Annotated in this window: 17 protein-coding genes; 3 read left to right on the forward strand and 14 right to left on the reverse strand. The window is 62.7% G+C overall.

Translation table 11 applies throughout. The features are described from left to right. Genes H045_RS10220 through H045_RS10235 form a run of 4 tightly spaced genes read right to left on the reverse strand, consistent with a single transcriptional unit; the run spans position 1 to position 3,017 of the window. Positions 1–783: an amino acid ABC transporter ATP-binding protein gene (locus tag H045_RS10220; RefSeq protein WP_003238125.1), complete on the reverse strand. Its 783-nt coding sequence runs from the start codon at positions 781–783 to the stop codon at positions 1–3. Further along, positions 780–1,442, reverse strand: a complete 663-nt coding sequence (locus tag H045_RS10225; protein WP_003238123.1) for an amino acid ABC transporter permease — start codon at positions 1,440–1,442, stop codon at positions 780–782. Before H045_RS10225 ends, H045_RS10220 begins: the two co-directional genes overlap by 4 nt. Positions 1,443–1,453: 11 nt before the next feature. Continuing rightward, positions 1,454–2,116, reverse strand: coding sequence for an amino acid ABC transporter permease (locus H045_RS10230; RefSeq protein WP_015372301.1), 663 nt, complete (start codon positions 2,114–2,116; stop codon positions 1,454–1,456). A 52-nt stretch (positions 2,117–2,168) separates the two neighbouring features. After that, entirely contained in the window at positions 2,169–3,017 is an 849-nt protein-coding gene (locus tag H045_RS10235) for a transporter substrate-binding domain-containing protein (protein WP_015372302.1), read from the reverse strand. 320 nt (positions 3,018–3,337) lie between these two features. On the opposite strand from H045_RS10235, the gene H045_RS10240 reads away from it, so the two are divergent. Together H045_RS10240 and H045_RS10245 are read left to right on the forward strand one after the other, a co-directional pair. Further along, positions 3,338–3,586, forward strand: coding sequence for a hypothetical protein (locus H045_RS10240; RefSeq protein WP_003238117.1), 249 nt, complete (start codon positions 3,338–3,340; stop codon positions 3,584–3,586). Positions 3,587–3,676: 90 nt separating this feature from the next. After that, entirely contained in the window at positions 3,677–4,030 is a 354-nt protein-coding gene (locus H045_RS10245) for a thioredoxin family protein (protein WP_015372303.1), read from the forward strand. Here the strand turns inward: H045_RS10245 and H045_RS10250 are convergent. The 3 genes from H045_RS10250 to H045_RS10260 form a co-directional block, all read right to left on the reverse strand. Continuing rightward, complete coding sequence (locus H045_RS10250; RefSeq protein ID WP_015372304.1) at positions 3,990–5,555, reverse strand: TerC family protein; 1,566 nt, start codon at positions 5,553–5,555, stop codon at positions 3,990–3,992. The two genes, H045_RS10245 and H045_RS10250, sit on opposite strands and share 41 nt — an antisense overlap. 535 nt (positions 5,556–6,090) lie before the next feature. Then, positions 6,091–6,924, reverse strand: a complete 834-nt coding sequence (yghU, locus tag H045_RS10255; RefSeq protein ID WP_003238110.1) for a glutathione-dependent disulfide-bond oxidoreductase — start codon at positions 6,922–6,924, stop codon at positions 6,091–6,093. A gap of 90 nt (positions 6,925–7,014) precedes the next feature. After that, positions 7,015–7,782, reverse strand: coding sequence for an SDR family NAD(P)-dependent oxidoreductase (locus H045_RS10260; RefSeq protein ID WP_003238108.1), 768 nt, complete (start codon positions 7,780–7,782; stop codon positions 7,015–7,017). Between the two features lie 137 nt (positions 7,783–7,919). Between H045_RS10260 and H045_RS10265 the strand changes: the two genes are divergently transcribed. After that, a complete protein-coding gene (locus H045_RS10265) occupies positions 7,920–9,068 on the forward strand; it encodes an aldose epimerase family protein (protein WP_015372305.1) in 1,149 nt (382 codons plus the stop codon). A gap of 54 nt (positions 9,069–9,122) precedes the next feature. Here the strand turns inward: H045_RS10265 and araH are convergent, their stop codons facing one another. From araH to H045_RS10300, 7 genes are read right to left on the reverse strand one after another with little or no spacing between them, the layout of a single operon-like run. Continuing rightward, complete coding sequence (araH, locus tag H045_RS10270) at positions 9,123–10,091, reverse strand: L-arabinose ABC transporter permease AraH (protein ID WP_015372306.1); 969 nt, start codon at positions 10,089–10,091, stop codon at positions 9,123–9,125. A 9-nt stretch (positions 10,092–10,100) separates the two neighbouring features. Continuing rightward, positions 10,101–11,603 carry an L-arabinose ABC transporter ATP-binding protein AraG gene (gene araG / locus H045_RS10275; RefSeq protein ID WP_041931491.1) on the reverse strand — a complete coding sequence of 501 codons (1,503 nt, stop codon included), beginning with the start codon at positions 11,601–11,603 and terminating at the stop codon, positions 10,101–10,103. Further along, the gene (locus H045_RS10280) at positions 11,600–12,604 is read right to left on the reverse strand and encodes a substrate-binding domain-containing protein (RefSeq protein WP_015372308.1); all 1,005 of its coding nucleotides are present in this window, start codon (positions 12,602–12,604) and stop codon (positions 11,600–11,602) included. The genes araG and H045_RS10280 overlap by 4 nt, the downstream gene beginning before the upstream one ends. 44 nt (positions 12,605–12,648) lie before the next feature. Continuing rightward, positions 12,649–13,512 carry an SMP-30/gluconolactonase/LRE family protein gene (locus tag H045_RS10285; protein WP_015372309.1) on the reverse strand — a complete coding sequence of 288 codons (864 nt, stop codon included), beginning with the start codon at positions 13,510–13,512 and terminating at the stop codon, positions 12,649–12,651. A gap of 22 nt (positions 13,513–13,534) precedes the next feature. Further along, positions 13,535–15,115, reverse strand: coding sequence for an aldehyde dehydrogenase (NADP(+)) (locus tag H045_RS10290; protein ID WP_015372310.1), 1,581 nt, complete (start codon positions 15,113–15,115; stop codon positions 13,535–13,537). A gap of 13 nt (positions 15,116–15,128) precedes the next feature. Beyond that, on the reverse strand, positions 15,129–16,121 hold the full coding sequence (araD1, locus tag H045_RS10295) for an AraD1 family protein (RefSeq protein WP_015372311.1): 993 nt from the start codon (positions 16,119–16,121) through the stop codon (positions 15,129–15,131). After that, positions 16,112–17,458, reverse strand: coding sequence for an MFS transporter (locus H045_RS10300; RefSeq protein WP_015372312.1), 1,347 nt, complete (start codon positions 17,456–17,458; stop codon positions 16,112–16,114). The genes araD1 and H045_RS10300 overlap by 10 nt, the downstream gene beginning before the upstream one ends. Between the last annotated feature and the right edge of the window lie 150 nt (positions 17,459–17,608).

Consider the following 17,608-nt stretch of genomic DNA (forward strand, 5'->3'; position numbering starts at 1 on the left):
TTAAAAACGAATGTTCTTTAAAAATTCTGCCAGGCGCGGCGATTGCGGGCGCTCGAACACGTCTTTCGCGCTGCCCTGCTCTTCAATGCGGCCCTGGTTCATAAACACGATTTTGTCCGAGACTTCGTAGGCAAAGCGCATTTCATGGGTGACCAGCAACATGGTCATGCCCTCCTCGGCCAGGCCCTTGATCACACTGAGCACCTCGCCCACCAGCTCCGGGTCGAGGGCCGAGGTGACTTCGTCGAACAGCATCAGGCTGGGGTTCATCGCAATGGCCCGGGCAATCGCCACCCGCTGCTGCTGACCGCCGGACAACTGGCCGGGAAAGTGATTGCGCCGCTCCAGCAGCCCCACGCGGTCCAGCCACTTCTCGGCCAGTGCCACCGCTTCGTCCCTGGGCATCTTCTTGACCTTCAACAAGCCCAGGGTGACGTTCTGCAACGCCGTCAGATGGGGGAACAGGTTGAACTGCTGGAACGCCATGCCGGTCATCGCGCGGTGCCGGGCGATCATACGCTCCGGGTGGCGCACGCGCTTGCCGCTGGCTTCGCTGTAACCGATGGACTCACCCTCCAGGGTGATCTGCCCGCCCTGGAATTCTTCGAGCAGGTTGACGCAGCGCAGCAGCGTGGTCTTGCCCGAGCCGCTGGAGCCGATCAGCGTGACCACGTTACCGCGTTGCAGGCTCAGGTCGACGCCCTTGAGCACTTCGAGCGCGCCGTAGTGTTTGTGCAGGCCGCGAATGTCCAACAGCGGTTGGGTTGTTTGAGGCTGGTTCATGGCAAGGCCACCCGTTTTTCAATGTAGCGCCCGAATAATTCAATGGCGTAGTTGATGACAAAGAACAGAAAGCCTGCGAACAGGTAGAACTCCAGGGTCATGAAGGTGCGCGCGATCACTTGCTGGGTGCTGAGCAGCAACTCGGCCACGCCGATCACCGAGAGCAGCGTCGAGGCCTTGACGATTTCCGTGGACGAGTTGACCCAGGTCGGCAGGATCTGGCGCAGCGCCTGGGGCAACAGCACATAGCCCAGAGACTGGTAGAACGTCAGACCAATCGCCCGGCCCGCCTCCAGTTGCCCACGGGGAATGGCCTGCAAGGCGCCGCGCACGATTTCCGCCACATGGGAGCCGCAGAACAGCGTGAGCCCGACCGCACCGGCCTGGAACGCGCTGATCTGCCAGCCGAGCGCCGGCAGCATGTAGAAACACGCCAGCACCAGCACGAACACCGGCGTGCCGCGGATCAGGTCAACATACAGACGAAACGGCGCGCGCATCCAGAACCTGCCGTAGGTGAGGATCAAGCCGGCGACAATGCCGATCAGGGTGCCGAAAAGTATTGCCAGGGCCGACACGTAGACGCTGGCCTGGAAGCCGGCCCACAGCGTGTCACGGGCGATCCACAATTCCTGCAGCCAACTGGGGGATTGATACATGGAGGCCGCTCCTAACGACGGATCGCCAGACGCTGTTCCAGGTAGCGGAGCAGCATGGCGATGAGGTAACAGGCAGCCACGTAGAGCGCCGTCGTGACCAGCCAGGTTTCGATCACCCGGTAGCTTTCGACATTGATCTTACGGGCGTAATAAGTCAGTTCAGGCACCGCGATGGCGGCCGCCAGCGACGTGTCCTTGAACAGCGAGATAAAGTTGTTCGACAGCGCCGGCAGCACGTTGCGCAGCATCACCGGCACGCTGATGTAGGCACGAATGCGCCACTCGCCCAGGCCGATTGCCAGCCCGGCTTCGCGCAGGCCCTTGGGGATATTCAACAACCCGGCGCGGAACACTTCGGTGAGGTAGGCACCGGCGTACAGCGACAGCGTGATGATGAACGAGGGGATCTTGTCCAGGCGGATGCCCAAGCTCGGCAAGGCAAAGTAGATCAACAGGATCAGCACCAGGATCGGCGTATTGCGCACCACCGTCACGTACACCGAGGCGAGGATGCGCAGGGCGCGGTGCCGAGACAGCATGGCGAAGGCCATCAACAGGCCAATCACACAGCCGATGGCGATCGAGATCAACGCCAGCGTCAGGCCCAGGCCGAGCCCCGCCAGCAAAGTGTCGAAGTCGCGCCACACGGCGGCAAAGTTCAACTGATAGTTCATGGTTGGCAGCACCTGCTCGGGGCGTCGTCGGCGACGCCCCAGGGTTTACGATTTACTTGAACTCAACCGGGAAGCCGATGGCGGGTTCCGGCAGGTCCACGCCGAACCACTGCTTGAACGAGGCCTTGTAGGTGGGAAACTCCACACCGGTCATGGCTTCATGCAGGGCGGTGTTGACGAAGTTCAGCCAGTCCTGGTCGCCACGCTTGACCGCGCACGCGTAGGTCTGCGGGCTCCAGGCGTAGGTCGGGCTGCGGTAACGGCCAGGGTTCTGCACCATCAGGTACTTGACCGAGGACTGGTCGGTGGCGGCGGCATCGGCGCGCCCTGAGTTCACCGCCTGGTACATCAGGTCGACGCTGTCGTACTGGTCAACTTTGGCCTTGGGCAGCGCCTGGTGCACCAACTCTTCGGCGTACACGTTCTGCAGCACGGCCACGGTGACACTGTCGCCTGCGGCCTGCAGGTCTTCGATCTCTTTATATTTGCTGTTGTTGGGCAGCAGCAGGCCCACGCCTTCGCGGTAGTACGGCAGGGTGAAGGCCACCTGTTGCGCACGGCTGGCGGTGACGGTGATGAACTGGCACGTCATGTCGACCTTGTCGGTGAGCAGGTTGGGAATGCGCGCATCCGATGACTGCACCACGAACTCGACCTTGCTCGGGTCGTTGAACAGCCCTTTGGCGACCATACGGCCGATATCGATATCGAACCCCTGCAACTTGCCATCAGCGCCCTGGAAGTGCCACGGCGCATTGGTGCTGCCGGTGCCCACGATCAGGTGCCCGCGCTTGAGCACGGCATCGAGCTTGCTGTCCGCCGCTTGCGCGAGGCTGGCAAGGGACGCCGAGGCGGCAAAAAGAAAAACACACGCTTTGAACACGAAAGGTCGGTGATGCATGGCGAGCACTCCAGGGCTGTTTAGTCCGCTATACCGGAACTTGGTATGTAACAACGGAATAGATAGCAGAAAGTGTGCCACTGGCCGTAACAGAAAAATGTGGCAGGAATAAAACTGTTGTTAATCAATCAGATGAATCAGAAGACGGAACGCGGCAGTGCGTCGGCATTGCCAGTAGCGGTGCTACCCATGGCCCCATACAGGGATGACGGCGCCAAGCCAGTGCGTCACCGCCCCGTTACCGCGCGCAGCGCCGTCTGGAAAAATCCCGGCGCTGGACTAGCCTTTGGCACACCTCCGACGACAAGGAATGCACCCCGATGAAGCTTCGTCTCACCCTGGTATTGCTCACCCTGCTGGCAGCCGGCAGCGCCTGGGCCAGCAACGACCGCCGCGAATGCAAGGAAGAGCTGCAGAAACTCAAGGAGGCGTTCAACGTCGACTACACCAGCCAGAACCACCACGGCTACCGCGAGGCGAAGGCGTCCCGTGACAATGAGGAGTACCGCAAATGCGCCGGCCAGGCGCGCAAGGCGCGCGAACGCATAGAGCGTGACCGCGACGCTTGATACCTGTGAAAGTTGACAGTAGACGCTGACGATCGGCCGATTTAGCGTACCGGCAATGGCTTTTCAGGCCGCGTACGCAAGGAGATCGTCATGGGCGTTGCAAATACGGTGATCAATGACCTCAAGGAATACGAGAGCATTCTGAAAGAACATTCTCTGGTCATCGCGTTGTTCACCTCACTCTATTGCCCGGCCTGCATGGGCGCCTGCCAACGCTTTGAGCGGGTTGCCGAAAAATACGGCCACGGCACCAAGACCATGGTGCTGGACACGACGCAGACCCCGTACATCGAAGGCGTGGACGGCACGCCAACGCTGGTGGTGTACAAAAATGCCCTGGAGGTCAAAAACCTCAAGGGCATTGGTGAACCGCAGGATCAGGAAAAAATCCTGGAAGCCGTATTCAAGGAGTGGGTTGCAACGGCACCAGCAACACCTGTGTGACCCGCCGCTCTTCCACCGCCGCCACCGTCAGGTGCCAGCCCTCATGCTCCAGGCTATCGCCCAGCACCGGCAGGCGGTCGAGCAGGCTCATCACCAGCCCGGCCAGGGTCTGATAGTCCTCGGTCGCGGCCGCTTTGAAACCGGTGCGCTGACGCACCTGGTTCAGGCTCAACGCACCATTGGCACGAAAGCCCGCGCCCTCCTCGACAATATCCGGCCCTTCGATTTCGCTGGCGTCCGGCAACTCGCCGGCAATGGACTCGAGAATGTCGGTCATGCTCAACACCCCCATGAAGTCGCCGAACTCGTTGATCACGAAGGCGATGTGAGTGGACTCCTGGCGCATCTGCTCCAGGGCATTAAGGATCGAAAAACTGTCCAGCAGGTTGATCGCTCGACGTGCGAGGTGTTCCAGATTCGGCTCGTTGCCGGCCAGGTATTCCTTGAGCAGTTCCTTCTTGTGCACAAAGCCCAGCGGTTCATCCACCGCGCCGTTGCGGATCAGCGGCAGGCGCGAATAGGACGAATGCATGAGTGTTCGACGAATCGTCTCGGCGTCGTCCGCCAGATCGATGCAGTCGACCTTGGCCCGTGGCGTCATCAGGGTACGGATCGGCCGCTCGGCCAGTTGCAGCACGCCGCTGATCATCACCCGTTCGCGTCGGTCGAACAGCGGGCCCTGGGCAGCATCCGCTTCACCCAGCAGGTCGGCGACGTCATCACCCACCTCTTCCACCGCCAGACCGCGGCCACCCAGCAGGCGCATCACCGCATGGGCGGTCCGCTCACGCACCGGCAACACGCCCTGCGCCGACTTCTTGCGACGTGCTCGCGCGATCTGGTTGAACACCTCGATCAGGATCGAGAAACCAATCGCGGCGTACAGGTAGCCCTTGGGAATATGGAACCCCAGGCCTTCGGCGGTCAGCGCGAAGCCGATCATCATCAAAAAGCCCAGGCATAGCATGATCACCGTGGGGTGTGCGTTGACGAAGCGGGTCAGCGGCTTGCTGGCCACGATCATCAGGCCGATGGAGACGATCACCGCAATCATCATCACCGCCAGTTCATCGACCATGCCCACGGCGGTAATCACCGCGTCGAGGGAGAACACCGCGTCGAGCACCACGATCTGCGCCACGATCGGCCAGAACATCGCATAGGCCACATTGCCGCTGCGCTGGGCCACATGGCCTTCGAGGCGCTCGTGCAACTCCATGGTGGCCTTGAACAGCAGGAACACACCGCCAAACAGCATGATCAGGTCACGGCCGGAGAAGCTCTTGTCGAACACCTCGAACAACGGCTGAGTGAGGGTGACCAGCCAGGAAATACTCGCCAGCAGGCCCAGGCGCATCAGCAGCGCCAGGGACAAGCCGATCAACCGCGCACGGTCGCGCTGCTCCGGCGGCAGCTTGTCCGCCAGGATCGCGATAAACACCAGGTTGTCGATGCCCAGCACCAGTTCCAGCACAATCAGGGTCGCCAGGCCAAGCCAGGCCGTAGGGTCCGCTAACCATTCCATTTCTATAAGTCTCTGTGTTCAGTTTTCAGGAGGCCGGGCACGGCAATGCGCGATCAGTGGACCGGGACAAGGCTGTCAGTCGGAATACGGGGTGTTTGAGCGGGAACAGCGACGGTGCGTGTCTTGAGGAAAGACGACTGGGAGGCTCCGAGAGGGTGTTCATGCAAGTCCTGCGATGGGAAAAGGACTTGAATCCTACAGCCGAAACATAAATTTCCCACAACGCAAAACTATTACAAGATCTGTAAACCGCTGTGGCAACGGGGCCCGCAGCAGGGAGCGGGCTTCTGTGGCGAGCGGGCTTGCCCCGCGTTGGGGTGCGAAGCACCCCCAATCCAGCAAAACGCGGAGTACCTGATACGGCTCAGCGCCTGGTTTTGGGGCTGCTGCGCAGCCCAACGCAGGACAAGCCTGCTCGCCACAAGGAATCTGCGCTTAACTGAACGGCATTGGGGCAAGCCCGCTCGCCACAACACATCCATTCACCACAATAATCCATTCGCCACAACGAGCCCGGCAGCCAAAGCCGGTGAAATCAATCCAGGTCCGCAGCCTCATGCCGCTCCGCCAGTTGCTCGGACACCTCGCCAAACACCCGGTTGACCCGACGCCCGCGCTTGACCGCCGGTCGTGCATCGATCGCCTTGGCCCAGCGCATCACGTGGGTGTACTCGTGCACCGAGAGAAACTCCGCAGCGTCATACAAGCGCCCCAACACCAACCCGCCGTACCAGGGCCAGATCGCAATATCGGCAATGCTGTACTCATCCCCGGCTATGTACTCACTTTCGGCCAGTCGCTTGTCCAGTACATCCAGCTGACGCTTGGCCTCCATGGCGAAGCGGTTGATCGGGTACTCCATCTTGCTCGGCGCATAGGCATAAAAATGTCCGAAGCCGCCGCCCAGATAAGGCGCACTGCCCATCTGCCAGAACAGCCACGACAGGCACTCCGCGCGCGCCGCCGGCTCGGTGGGCAGCAACGCGCCGAACTTCTCGGCCAGGTACTGCAGGATCGCGCCGGATTCAAATATGCGAATCGGCGTGGGGCCGCTGTGGTCCATCAGCGCGGGGATCTTCGAGTTCGGGTTCACCGCCACAAAACCGCTGCCGAACTGGTCGCCGTCACCGATCTTGATCAGCCACGCGTCGTATTCGGCGCCGCTGTGCCCCAGCGCCAGGAGTTCTTCCAGCAGGATCGTGACCTTCTGCCCATTGGGCGTGGCCAGGGAATACAGCTGCAGCGGATGCTTGCCCACCGGCAGCGCCTTGTCATGGGTGGCACCGGCAATGGGCCGGTTGGTGCTGGCAAAGGTGCCGCCATTTTCAGCGTCCCAGGTCCAGACTTTCGGCGGCTGGTAGTCAGTCATGCTCGGTTCTCCCGTGGGTTGCAACAGTAGGTTGGAAACATTTCGATACTGCCAGCCGGCCGACGTTCCATCCAGCACCAATCCGCGTGCCTACACCCAGCCCCCGTCGACGATGAAGTTCTGCGCCGAACACATCGCTGCCGCATCCGACGCCAGGAACAACGCCATGTTGGCGATATGCTCCGGCAGCACGCTGCCCGGCAGGCACTGGCTGCGCGCGATCAAGTCCCTGGCCGCATCGTCCACCCACATTGCCAGTTGCTTCTCGGTCATCACCCAGCCCGGCACCAGCGTGTTCACGCGGATATGGCTGGGCCCCAGCTCACGCGCCAGGGCGCGGGTCATGCCATGGGCCGCCGCTTTGCTGGCGGCGTACACCGGGTAGCCGGCCGACGCCATCATCCAGCCGACGGAGCCCAGGTTGATGATCGAACCGCCGCCCGCCTCTTTCATGCCCGGCACCACCGCCTTGGCGGCAAAGAAGGCGTGCTTGAGGTTAACCGCGATCAAGCGGTCGAAGGTCTGCGAATCGACCTCCTCCAGGGTGTGGCGTACATCATTGGCGGCATTGTTCACCAGCACCGTGATCGGCCCCAGCGACTGCTCGAAGCGGCCGATGGCGGCGCGATAGCCGATCTCGTCGGTGATGTCGCAGCACACGAACTCGACGGTATGCCCCTGCGAACTCAACAGCGCCGCCAGGCGTTCGCCCTGGCTCTGCGCGCGGTCCACAAACGCGACCTTGGCGCCCTGCGCGGCAAAGGCACGCACCATGAACTCACCAATGCCCGAGGCACCGCCGGACACCAGCACGGTTTTGCCCTTGAGGTCGGGATACACAGCCTGCGCAATACTCATATAACGGTTGCCTCGATCAATTAGTCTTATTTTATTTTACGAAATCGGCGTTAAAGGCTATAAATTCGCTGTCACACCGACAAAATATCGCTATTAGTAGAACTATTCCACTCAAAACAACAAAAGGAAGTTCGACCATGAAGCACCCTCGATACCTGCTCTCCGGCCTCTCCCTGTCCATGCTGGTTGCCAGTGGCGGCGCCCAGGCGGCAGGCCTGAGCAGTGAGCACAAGCCGTTCGGCAAGACCAATGACGGCACACCCGTCGAACAGTACATCCTGCGCAACAGCCACGGCATGCAAGCCACGGTTATCACCTACGGCGGCGTGTTGCAGTCGTTGAAGGTGCCGGACAAGCACGGCAAGGTCGACGACGTGGTGCTCGGGTTTGACGACGTGCAAGGCTACCAGGCCGGCACCGCGTTCTTTGGCGCGACCATCGGCCGTTTCGGCAACCGCCTGGCCGGCGGCGCCTTTGAACTCGACGGCAAGCGCTTCCAGGTACCGCTCAACGATGGCCCCAACTCGCTGCATGGCGGCGCCCAGGGCTTCGACAAGCACGTGTGGAAAGCGGCGCAGGTCAAGGACAAGGACTCGGTGGGCGTCACCCTCACCTACCTGTCCAAAGACGGCGAAATGGGCTTCCCCGGTAACCTGAAGACCGAAGTCACCTACCGCCTCAACGACAAAAACGAACTGCACATCGACTACAAGGCGACCACCGACAAACCGACGGTGCTCAACCTCACCAACCACAGCTACTTCAACCTGGCCGGCGCCGGGAATGGTGACATCCTCAAGCAGGTCGCCACCCTGCACGCCAGCCATTACACGCCGGTGAACGCCACGCTGATTCCGACCGGCGAACTGGCACCGGTGGCCGACACGCCGATGGATTTTCTCAAACCCACGCCTATCGGCAAGCACATCAAGGACGATCATCCGCAACTCAAGTTCGCCGAACCCAAGCAAGGTGGGTTCGACTTCAACTGGGCGCTGGATACCAAGGGCGACGTCAAGCAACTCGCTGCCGAGGTGCATGACCCTGAGTCGGGCCGCCGCCTGCAGCTCTACACCAGCGAGCCGGGAGTGCAGTTCTACACCAGCAACTTCCTCGATGGTTCGGTGAAGGGCAAGGCCGGCAAGACGTATCTGCACTGGAGCGGGTTTACCCTGGAAACCCAGCACTTTCCGGATGCACCCAACCAGCCCAACTTTGCCTCGACCCGCCTGAACCCGGGGCAGACCTACACCCAGAACACGATTTTCAAGTTCTCCGCTGACTAAAACTGTGGGAGGGGGCTTGCCCCCTCCCACATTGATTCCTCGCAGAGCTTGAGGTCAGCGTTGCTTCATGCGGTCTATCACCACCGCCAGCAACAGGATCGAGCCGCGGATCACGTATTGGTAAAACGTGTCGATGTTCTTCAGGTTCATCGCGTTTTCGATGATCGCCAAAATCAGTACCCCGGCAATCACATGGCGGATCATGCCGATGCCGCCGCTCAGCGATACCCCGCCCAGCACGCACGCCGAAATCACTGTCAGCTCGAAACCCTGGCCGATCATCGGCTGGCCCGAGGTCATGCGCGAGGCGAGGATCACCCCGGCCAGCGCGCCGATCAGGCCGTGCACGGCGAAGATGATGATCTTGGTGCGGTCCACATTGACCCCGGCCAGCAGCGCCGCTTCCGGGTTGCCGCCGATGGCCATGGTGTTGCGCCCGTAGGTGGTGTAGTTGAGCAGCCAGCCGAAGAACACGAAGCACACGATGGTAATCAGGATCGGCACCGGCACGCCCAGCAACTGGCCGTTGCCGAAGATGAAGAACTGATCCTGGGACACGCCCACCGCCTTGCCGTCGGCAAAGATGTAGGCCAGGCCGCGCACGATCTGCATGGTCGCAAGCGTGGTGATCAACGCATTGACCCGCAGCTTGGCGATCACGATGCCGTTGATCAGCCCTACCAGCAGGCCCATGCCCAAGGCGGCGCCGATGCCCAGCATCACGCTGTCGGTGTCACGCATTACAATCGCCGCCACCACGCCGGCACAGGCGATCACCGAGCCCACCGACAGGTCGAAGTGCCCCGACGCCAGGCAGAACAGCATGGTGCAGGCGGCGATGCCCACCGTGGAAATCGCCAGGCCCAGGCCGCGCATGTTCAGCGGCGAGAGGAAGTTGTCGATGAGCAAGGCGCACAGCACGAAGATGCTCACCGCCGCCATAAGCATCGCCCAGTTATCCAGCAGCGCGCGCAGGTCCAGGGGTTTGCGCGCTTTGGGCAACGCGTTGTCTTGGGTTGTCATAGTCGTCTCTCAGTGGGCCGGGCCGCGCGGCAAGGCCAGCTGCAGCAAGTTGGATTCAGTGGCGTGTTCACGCCGTTGTTCGCCGCGCAGAGCGCCTTCGCACAGCACCAGAATGCGGTCGGAAATCCCCATCACTTCCATCAGGTCGCTGGACACCACGATCACCGCAATGCCGCTGGCGGCCAGGTTGTGGATGATCTGGTAGATCTCCGACTTGGCGCCGATATCGATGCCCCGCGTCGGCTCATCGAGCAGCAGCACCTTCATCGGCATCGACAGCCAGCGACCCAGAATGGCCTTCTGCTGATTGCCGCCGGACAGGTACATGATTTTCTGCTCGGCGTTGGGCGTCTTCACCTTCATCGCCTGGATCTGCTGGCCGGCGTTGCCCTTTTCCCAGCTGTCGCGCAGCAGCCAGCCAAACGAGGCGTGGGCGCCACGGGCGCTGATATTGATGTTTTCCGCCACGCTGGACAGCGGGATGATGCCTTCCTTCTTGCGGTCTTCCGGGCACAGCAGCACGCCGGCGTCGATGGCATCGCGCGGGGAGCGCAGGTGCAGGGTTTCGCCGCACAGTTCCAGCTGCCCCGCCGTGCTGCGCTCCAGCCCGCAGAGCAGCCGGAACAGCTCGGTGCGCCCTGCCCCCACCAGCCCGAACAGCCCCAGAATCTCGCCCTTGCGCACCGCGAAGCTGACCGGTTCGCGCAGGCCCGGCCCGAGCAGCCCGTCGACCTTGAGCGCCACCTCGCCATGCTCGCGCGGGCGGTAGTCGTAGATGTCCTGGATATCGCGCCCGACCATGCAGGTCACCAACTGGTCGTGGGTCAGCGCGCTCATGTCCTCGAACGTGCGCACGTAGCGCCCGTCCTTGAACACCGTGACCGCGTCGCAGATGCGGAACACCTCTTCCATGCGGTGCGACACGTAGAGCACCACTTTGCCCTCATCGCGCAGGCGCGCGATGATCGCCATCAGTCGGTCGATTTCCCGCGCCGAGAGGCTGCTGGTGGGTTCATCGAAGGCGATCACATGGGCGCCACGGGACAGCGCCTTGGCGATTTCCACCAATTGGCGCTGGCCCAGGGACAGGCGGCCGAGCTTTTCGTCCGGGTCGATCTCGTCGGCCAGGCCCTTGAGGCAGGCCAGCGCCTGCTTGCGCAGCAGGCCGCCGTTGACCACGCCAAAACGCGACGGCAGGTGGCCGAGGAACAGGTTCTCCGCCACGCTCATTTCCGGCACCAGGTGCAGCTCCTGATGGATCACCGCCACGCCGCTGGCAATGCTGTCAGCGGCGCATTTGAAGGCCATGGTCTGCGCGCCGATCTGCACCGAGCCACTGCTGGGAATGTAGGCGCCGCCGAGGATTTTCAGCAGCGTCGACTTGCCCGCGCCGTTCTCGCCCATCAGCGCATGCACCTGCCCCGGGTGGGCGGTAAAACAGATGCCGTCCAGCGCCTTGACCCCGGGAAAGGTTTTGCCGATACCCTCAAAACGCAGGGCGGCCGCACTCATTTCCACAGCCCGATTTTGGTCAGTTCTTCCTTGAAGTTTTCCCGGGTGATCAGCGTCACTTCATCCATCGCCGTGTATTTGGGCGGTTCGGTGCCCTTGGTCACCCACTCGTACATCATCAGCGCGGTGTTGTAGCCCTCGATGTGCGGGCTGGGCAGCATCGAGCCGAAGAAACCGCTGTTGGCCTTCTTCAATTCGCCGATGGCGTCGGTGCCGTTGATGCCGATACCGATCACGTTGGCGGCGGCAAACCCGGCGCTTTCGGTGGCGCGCACGCCGCCGAGCACGGTGTTGTCGTTCATGCCGCCGATGATCAGGTTTTTCGCGCCGCTGGGCAGCTTGACCAGCGCCGAGTTGGTGGCGTCCATGCTGCCCGGAACGTCCAGGGTTTTCAGCGCGGCGGTGAGGATGTGGTCCTTGGGAATGCCGGCTTCTTCAAGGGATTTGATCGACCCGTCGGTGCGTTTTTTACCGGTGTCGAGTTCGTTGAAGGTGTTGATCACCGCGTAGGTGTCCTTCCAGTCCCAGCCACGTTTTTTCGCTTCGGCGGCCATCGCGGCGCCCTGCTTCTGGCCCACTTCAAACGCAGCCATGCCCAGGTACGGCACGTCTTCCATGAACGCGCCCTTGGCGTCGACGAAACGGTCGTCCACGGCAATCACCTTGAGGCCGTTGGCCTTGGCCTTGGCGACAATGGCCGGGCCAAGGGACACGTCCGGCGGGCAGATCACAAAGCCCTTGGCGCCGTTGGCGGCAAGGCTGTCGATGGCCGACAGGGTTTTCTCGCCATCGGGCACGGCGATCTTGATCACGGTGAAGCCGTGTTCCTTGCCGGCTTTTTCGGCAAAGGCCCATTCGGTCTGGAACCAGGGTTCTTCGGCCTGTTTGACCAGGAAGCCGATTTTTACTTCTTCAGCGGCCAGCAGCAGGCCGCTCAGGCTCATGGCCGACACCGCGACAGCGGCGCAGCAGAGGGAACGCAAACCACGACGACGATTCATAGGGTGACTCCTTGTTGTTGTTTTTGAATGTTCGTTTTAAAGGTTTATCCGGCAAAGCGGTGACAGGGTTTGCCTGGCACGTCGACGTCCATGGCCAGCAGCGCGCCATCCAGCGGATGGCCCAAGGGGCTGGCGGCACTGGTGATGTACAGCGTGGTGAGATCCGGCCCGCCGAACACGCAACTGGTGGGGCGGCTGACGGGCAGCTCGACGATACGATCGACCTCCCCGGCAGGCGTCAGACGCAGCAGGCAACTGCCGTCCCAACGGGCGTTCCAGATATACCCCTCGGCGTCCATGGCCGAGCCGTCAGGCCCGCCCCGCGCGTGCGGGCCGAACCACAGCTGCGCCGGATCAAGCTGACCGTCCGCCTGGATACCGTGCTGATACAGCGTGGCGTCCAGGCTGTCGCCAAAATGCACCTGACGACCGTCGTCGCTCCACAGCAAGGTGTTTGGAATGCCCAGCCCGCTCAGCAACGGCGTGACCGTCGCATCGGCGTCGATGCGAAACAGCCCGCCGGACCGTCGGGTGATGGGCAGGTCTTCACCTTGCTCGCCGATGTTGTTCTGCATGGTGCCCAGCCACAGCCGGCCCTGGGCATCGCAGCGCGCTTCATTGCCACGGTTGCCCGCCTGCGGGTCGGCCACGCACAGCAGGGTCAGCGCTTCGGTGACCAGGTCAAGGCGATACACGCCACTGCTCAAGGTCACCAGCGCGTCACCGCTTGCGCACGGGATAAACGCCGAAACGTGCTCGGGCAATTGCCACACTTGCAGTTGCCCGCCCATCAGGCGCAGCGCCTGTTTGCCGGCGATATTCACCCAGTACAGCGCCTGGGTGGGCACGTCCCAGAACGGCCCCTCGCCCAACTGCGCGCGGTGCGGGGTTACGGCGATTAACGACATGACGCCTCCTGATCCGGGTTGTTTACAGCGCCTCGCGCGACGGCGTGCCGTCCACCAGCCGCTGGATACGCAGCGGGTTGGCATTCTTCAGCGCGTCGGGCAGCAGGCTGTCGGGGTAGTTCTGGAAACACACCGGGCGCAGGAAGCGGTCGATCGCCAGGGTGCCCACCGAGGTGCCACGGGCATCGGACGTCGCCGGGTACGGGCCGCCGTGCACCATCGAGTCGCAGACTTCCACGCCGGTCGGGTAGCCGTTGAGCAGGATGCGCCCGACTTTCTGCTCCAGCAGTGGCGTGAGTTCGGCGAACTGTTGCAGGTCGGCCGGCTCACCAATCACCGTCGCAGTGAGTTGACCGTGCAGGCCGTGCAAGGCAGCGCTGAGCTGCGCCTGGTCAGCGACCTCGACGAATACGGTAGTCGGGCCGAACACTTCTTCCTGCAGCACTTCATCGCCATCGATCAGCAGGCTCGCGTCGGCCTTGAACAGTTGCGGCTGTGCCTGGTTACCGGACTGAGCAGTGCCCGCCAAGTGGTGGATGCCAGGATGCGCCAGGAGCTTTTCCAGGCCTTTGCCATAGCTGCCCAGGGTGCCGGCATTGAGCATGGTTTGCGCCGGTTGTTCGCCGATCAATTGCGCCACCTGCTGGGTGAACGCGGTAAAGGCCGGCGACGCAATGCCGATCACCAGGCCCGGGTTGGTGCAGAACTGGCCGCACCCCTGCACCACCGAGGCAGTGAGGTCGCGGGCAACGGTGTCAGCGCGGGCCGCGAGTGCCTGGGGCAGCACGATCACCGGGTTGATGCTCGACATCTCGGCAAACACCGGGATCGGTTGCGGGCGCGCCGCCGCCATGTCGCACAGTGCGCGGCCGCCCTTGAGCGAGCCGGTAAAGCCCACAGCCTGGATCGCCGGGTGCTTGACCAACGCTTCGCCGACGCCGCCGCCGAAGATCATATTGAACACACCGGCCGGCATCTCGGTGGCCTCGGCCGCACGGATGATCGCATTGGCGACCTGCTCGGCCGTGGCCATGTGGCCGCTGTGGGCCTTGAATACTACCGGGCAACCGGCGGCCAGCGCCGCGGCGGTGTCGCCGCCGGCGGTGGAGAATGCCAGCGGAAAGTTGCTCGCACCGAACACCGAGACCGGACCAAGGCCGATGCGGTATTGGCGCAGGTCCGGGCGCGGCATGGGCTGACGGTCCGGCAGTGCCTTGTCGATTCGCGCACCATAGAAGTCGCCCCGGCGCAGCACCGTGGCGAACAGGCGCATCTGGCCGCTGGTACGCCCGCGCTCACCTTTGATACGCGCGGCCGGCAGTGCGGTTTCGCGGCATACCAGCTCGATGAAGTTGTCGCTCAGCCCATCCAGCTCATCGGCGATCGCATCGAGGAACTGCGCCCGGCGTGCGGCGCTCAAGGCACGGTAAGCCGGGTAAGCCTGGGCGGCGGCTCGGGCGGCGGCGTCGACCTCCTCGGGGGTGGCCTGGTAGAAATCCTGGGGCAAGGCCTCGCCGGTGGTCGCGTCGACGCTGTGCAGCTTGACGCTGCCGTTGGCGCTGCGCTGGCCGCCGATGTAGTTGTGGCCGAGGTACTGGGTCATGGTGAGGTCTCCTTTAAAGGGTGATGACGTTGCCGGGTTCGAAGGCCGCAGCGCTGCTGCCGACACGGTTGACCAGCGGCGCGCCGAATTCGGCCTGGCTGATCTCGAACACATCGCCGGCCTGGGTACGTATACCGTCGGCGAATGACAGCGTGGCGGTGCCGAAGAAATGAATGTGCACGTCGCCGGGCTTGAGGAACTGGCGATACTTGAAGTGGTGGTATTCAAGATTTTCCAGGCTGTGGCACATATTGGCCTCGCCGCTGAGGAATTCGTTCCGCCAGATTTCTTCACCGTTGCGCAGAATGCGGCTGGTGCCGGCCAGATGCTGGGGCAGTTCGCCCACGCGCAACTCCGGGCCGTAGCTGCAACTGCGCAGTTTGGAATGGGCCAGGTAAAGGTAGTTCTTGCGCTCCATGATGTGGTCGGAGAACTCGTTACCCACCGCAAACCCGAGGCGATATGGCTTGCTGTCGGGACCGATGACATACAGGCCACCGATCTCCGGTTCTTCACCGGCGTCTTCGGCAAACGGCGGCACCGGGAAGGCTTCGCCCGGGCGCACCACGGTGCTGCCGTCGCCCTTGTAGAACCACTCCGGTTGCACCCCCGCCTGACCGGCTGCGGGTTTGCCGCCCTCCACGCCCCATTTGAAAATGCGCATGGTGTCGGTCATCGCGCCTTCGTCGCCGGCCTGCTGGTGCATCTTGTCGCGCGCCGAGGCACTGCCCAGGTGGGTCAGGCCGGTGCCGCTGATCAGCATATGCGCCGGGTCCGGGTGGTCCAGCGGCGGCAGGATCTTCAGGTCGGCGAGCAGTGCCGGGTAGTCGTGGCTGTCGCCCAGGCCCAGGCGCTCGACCTGCTGCGCCAGGCCCACGCCTGCGTCGATGGCCGCCAGGGCCAAGTCGCGCACGCTGTGGGCGCCCTGCACTTCACGCAAGGTGTCGCCGTCGACAACGCCGACACGACGCTCACCGTTGTGCAATTCGAACTGGACTAAACGCATGTGAATTCTCCTGAGTAAGTACGTGTGGCGCCACGGGCGCTGGCGGCGAACTGGTCGACAGGCAGTACATGTCGGCGTTCGAGCAGACGATAGACCACCAGAGTCAGCACCAGCCCGAACAGCATCACCGCAGACAAAAAGTACAGGCCCGACGCCAGATTACCGGTGTATTCCTTCAGCGCGCCGATCACGAACGGGCCGATGTAGCCACCGAGGTTGCCCACCGAGTTGATCAGCGCAATGCCCGCCGCCGCACTGGCGCCGGCAAAGAACCGCCCGGGCAAGGTCCAGAACACCGCCGTGCAGGAAAACATCGCGAACGCCGCCAGGCACAGCGCGGCCATCTGCAACACGGGCGCACTCAGCCAGGCGCTGAAGAACAGGCCGATGGCGCCCAACACGTAGAGCACGGCGAGGTGACCGTAGCGATCATTGAGTCGGTCGGAGCTGCGCGGTATGAGCAGCAGGCCGATGATGCCGAATAGATAGGGCACGGCAGAGATAAAGCCGGTGGTGAGATCGCTGCCGCCGAACTGCTTGATCAGGGTCGGCAGCCACAGGCCCAGGCCGTAGATGCTCAGGGTCACCGGCAGGTAGAACAGCGCCAGCAGCAGCACGCGCGCGTCCTTGAGGGCATGCAACGGGTTGCCGTGACGGGTCTGGCCGTAGGCTTGCAGGTCTTTGGCCAGCTCGCCGCTGAGCCAGGCTTTTTCGTCCTCGCTCATCCACTTGACCTGATGCGGGCCGTCCGGCAGGTAGCGCAGCACCGGCCAGGTGAGCAGGAGCGCCGGGGTGCCGATCACGATGAACAGCCATTGCCAGCCGTGCAGGCCGAGGATGCCGTCCATGCCGAGCAGACCGCCGGACACGGGGCCGGTGATCATCATCGCAATCGGCTGGGACAGGATGAACAGCCCGAGGATCTTGCCGCGATGGCGCACCGGGAACCACTGGGTGATGTAATAAAGCACTCCGGGAAAGAACCCCGCCTCCGCCGCGCCGAGCAGAAAGCGCATCACGTAGAAGCTGTGCGGGCCTTGCACGAAGGCCATGCCGATGGTGATGGCACCCCAGGTGATCATGATGCGCGCGAACCAGCGCCGCGCGCCGAAGCGGTCGAGCATCAGGTTGCTGGGGATCTCGAACAGAAAGTAGCCAATGAAGAACAGCCCCGCGCCCAGGCCGTAGGCCGCGTCGCCGATGCCCACGTCGGCGCCCATGTGCAGCTTGGCAAAACCCACGGCGGAACGGTCCACGTAGGCGATCAGGTACAGCAGGATCAGAAAGGGAATCAGTTTCAGCGTGATGCGCCGAATAAGCCGCAGTTCCTGGCTCATGGGGGTCGATCTCCGTTTGTTGTTCTTATAGAAGCTCGGGGACGCCTCTGACGAAAAAACGCCAGGGTCATACCTCAATTGAGGCTGACTATATAGTAGGACTATTTACAAAACAACACTTCCAAAGCGGTGAATTTGCGCTTATGTTTA

The sequence above is a fragment of the Pseudomonas poae RE*1-1-14 genome, from assembly GCF_000336465.1.
GTDB lineage: Bacteria > Pseudomonadota > Gammaproteobacteria > Pseudomonadales > Pseudomonadaceae > Aquipseudomonas > Aquipseudomonas poae.

Coding starts and splice junctions, on each gene's coding strand:
- H045_RS10220 (WP_003238125.1), bottom strand. CDS start 783: ATGAACCAGCCTCAAACAACCCAACCGCTGTTGGACATTCGCGGCCTG.
- H045_RS10225 (WP_003238123.1), bottom strand. CDS start 1,442: ATGTATCAATCCCCCAGTTGGCTGCAGGAATTGTGGATCGCCCGTGAC.
- H045_RS10230 (WP_015372301.1), bottom strand. CDS start 2,116: ATGAACTATCAGTTGAACTTTGCCGCCGTGTGGCGCGACTTCGACACT.
- H045_RS10235 (WP_015372302.1), bottom strand. CDS start 3,017: ATGCATCACCGACCTTTCGTGTTCAAAGCGTGTGTTTTTCTTTTTGCC.
- H045_RS10240 (WP_003238117.1), top strand. CDS start 3,338: ATGAAGCTTCGTCTCACCCTGGTATTGCTCACCCTGCTGGCAGCCGGC.
- H045_RS10245 (WP_015372303.1), top strand. CDS start 3,677: ATGGGCGTTGCAAATACGGTGATCAATGACCTCAAGGAATACGAGAGC.
- H045_RS10250 (WP_015372304.1), bottom strand. CDS start 5,555: ATGGAATGGTTAGCGGACCCTACGGCCTGGCTTGGCCTGGCGACCCTG.
- yghU (WP_003238110.1), bottom strand. CDS start 6,924: ATGACTGACTACCAGCCGCCGAAAGTCTGGACCTGGGACGCTGAAAAT.
- H045_RS10260 (WP_003238108.1), bottom strand. CDS start 7,782: ATGAGTATTGCGCAGGCTGTGTATCCCGACCTCAAGGGCAAAACCGTG.
- H045_RS10265 (WP_015372305.1), top strand. CDS start 7,920: ATGAAGCACCCTCGATACCTGCTCTCCGGCCTCTCCCTGTCCATGCTG.
- araH (WP_015372306.1), bottom strand. CDS start 10,091: ATGACAACCCAAGACAACGCGTTGCCCAAAGCGCGCAAACCCCTGGAC.
- araG (WP_041931491.1), bottom strand. CDS start 11,603: ATGAGTGCGGCCGCCCTGCGTTTTGAGGGTATCGGCAAAACCTTTCCC.
- H045_RS10280 (WP_015372308.1), bottom strand. CDS start 12,604: ATGAATCGTCGTCGTGGTTTGCGTTCCCTCTGCTGCGCCGCTGTCGCG.
- H045_RS10285 (WP_015372309.1), bottom strand. CDS start 13,512: ATGTCGTTAATCGCCGTAACCCCGCACCGCGCGCAGTTGGGCGAGGGG.
- H045_RS10290 (WP_015372310.1), bottom strand. CDS start 15,115: ATGACCCAGTACCTCGGCCACAACTACATCGGCGGCCAGCGCAGCGCC.
- araD1 (WP_015372311.1), bottom strand. CDS start 16,121: ATGCGTTTAGTCCAGTTCGAATTGCACAACGGTGAGCGTCGTGTCGGC.
- H045_RS10300 (WP_015372312.1), bottom strand. CDS start 17,458: ATGAGCCAGGAACTGCGGCTTATTCGGCGCATCACGCTGAAACTGATT.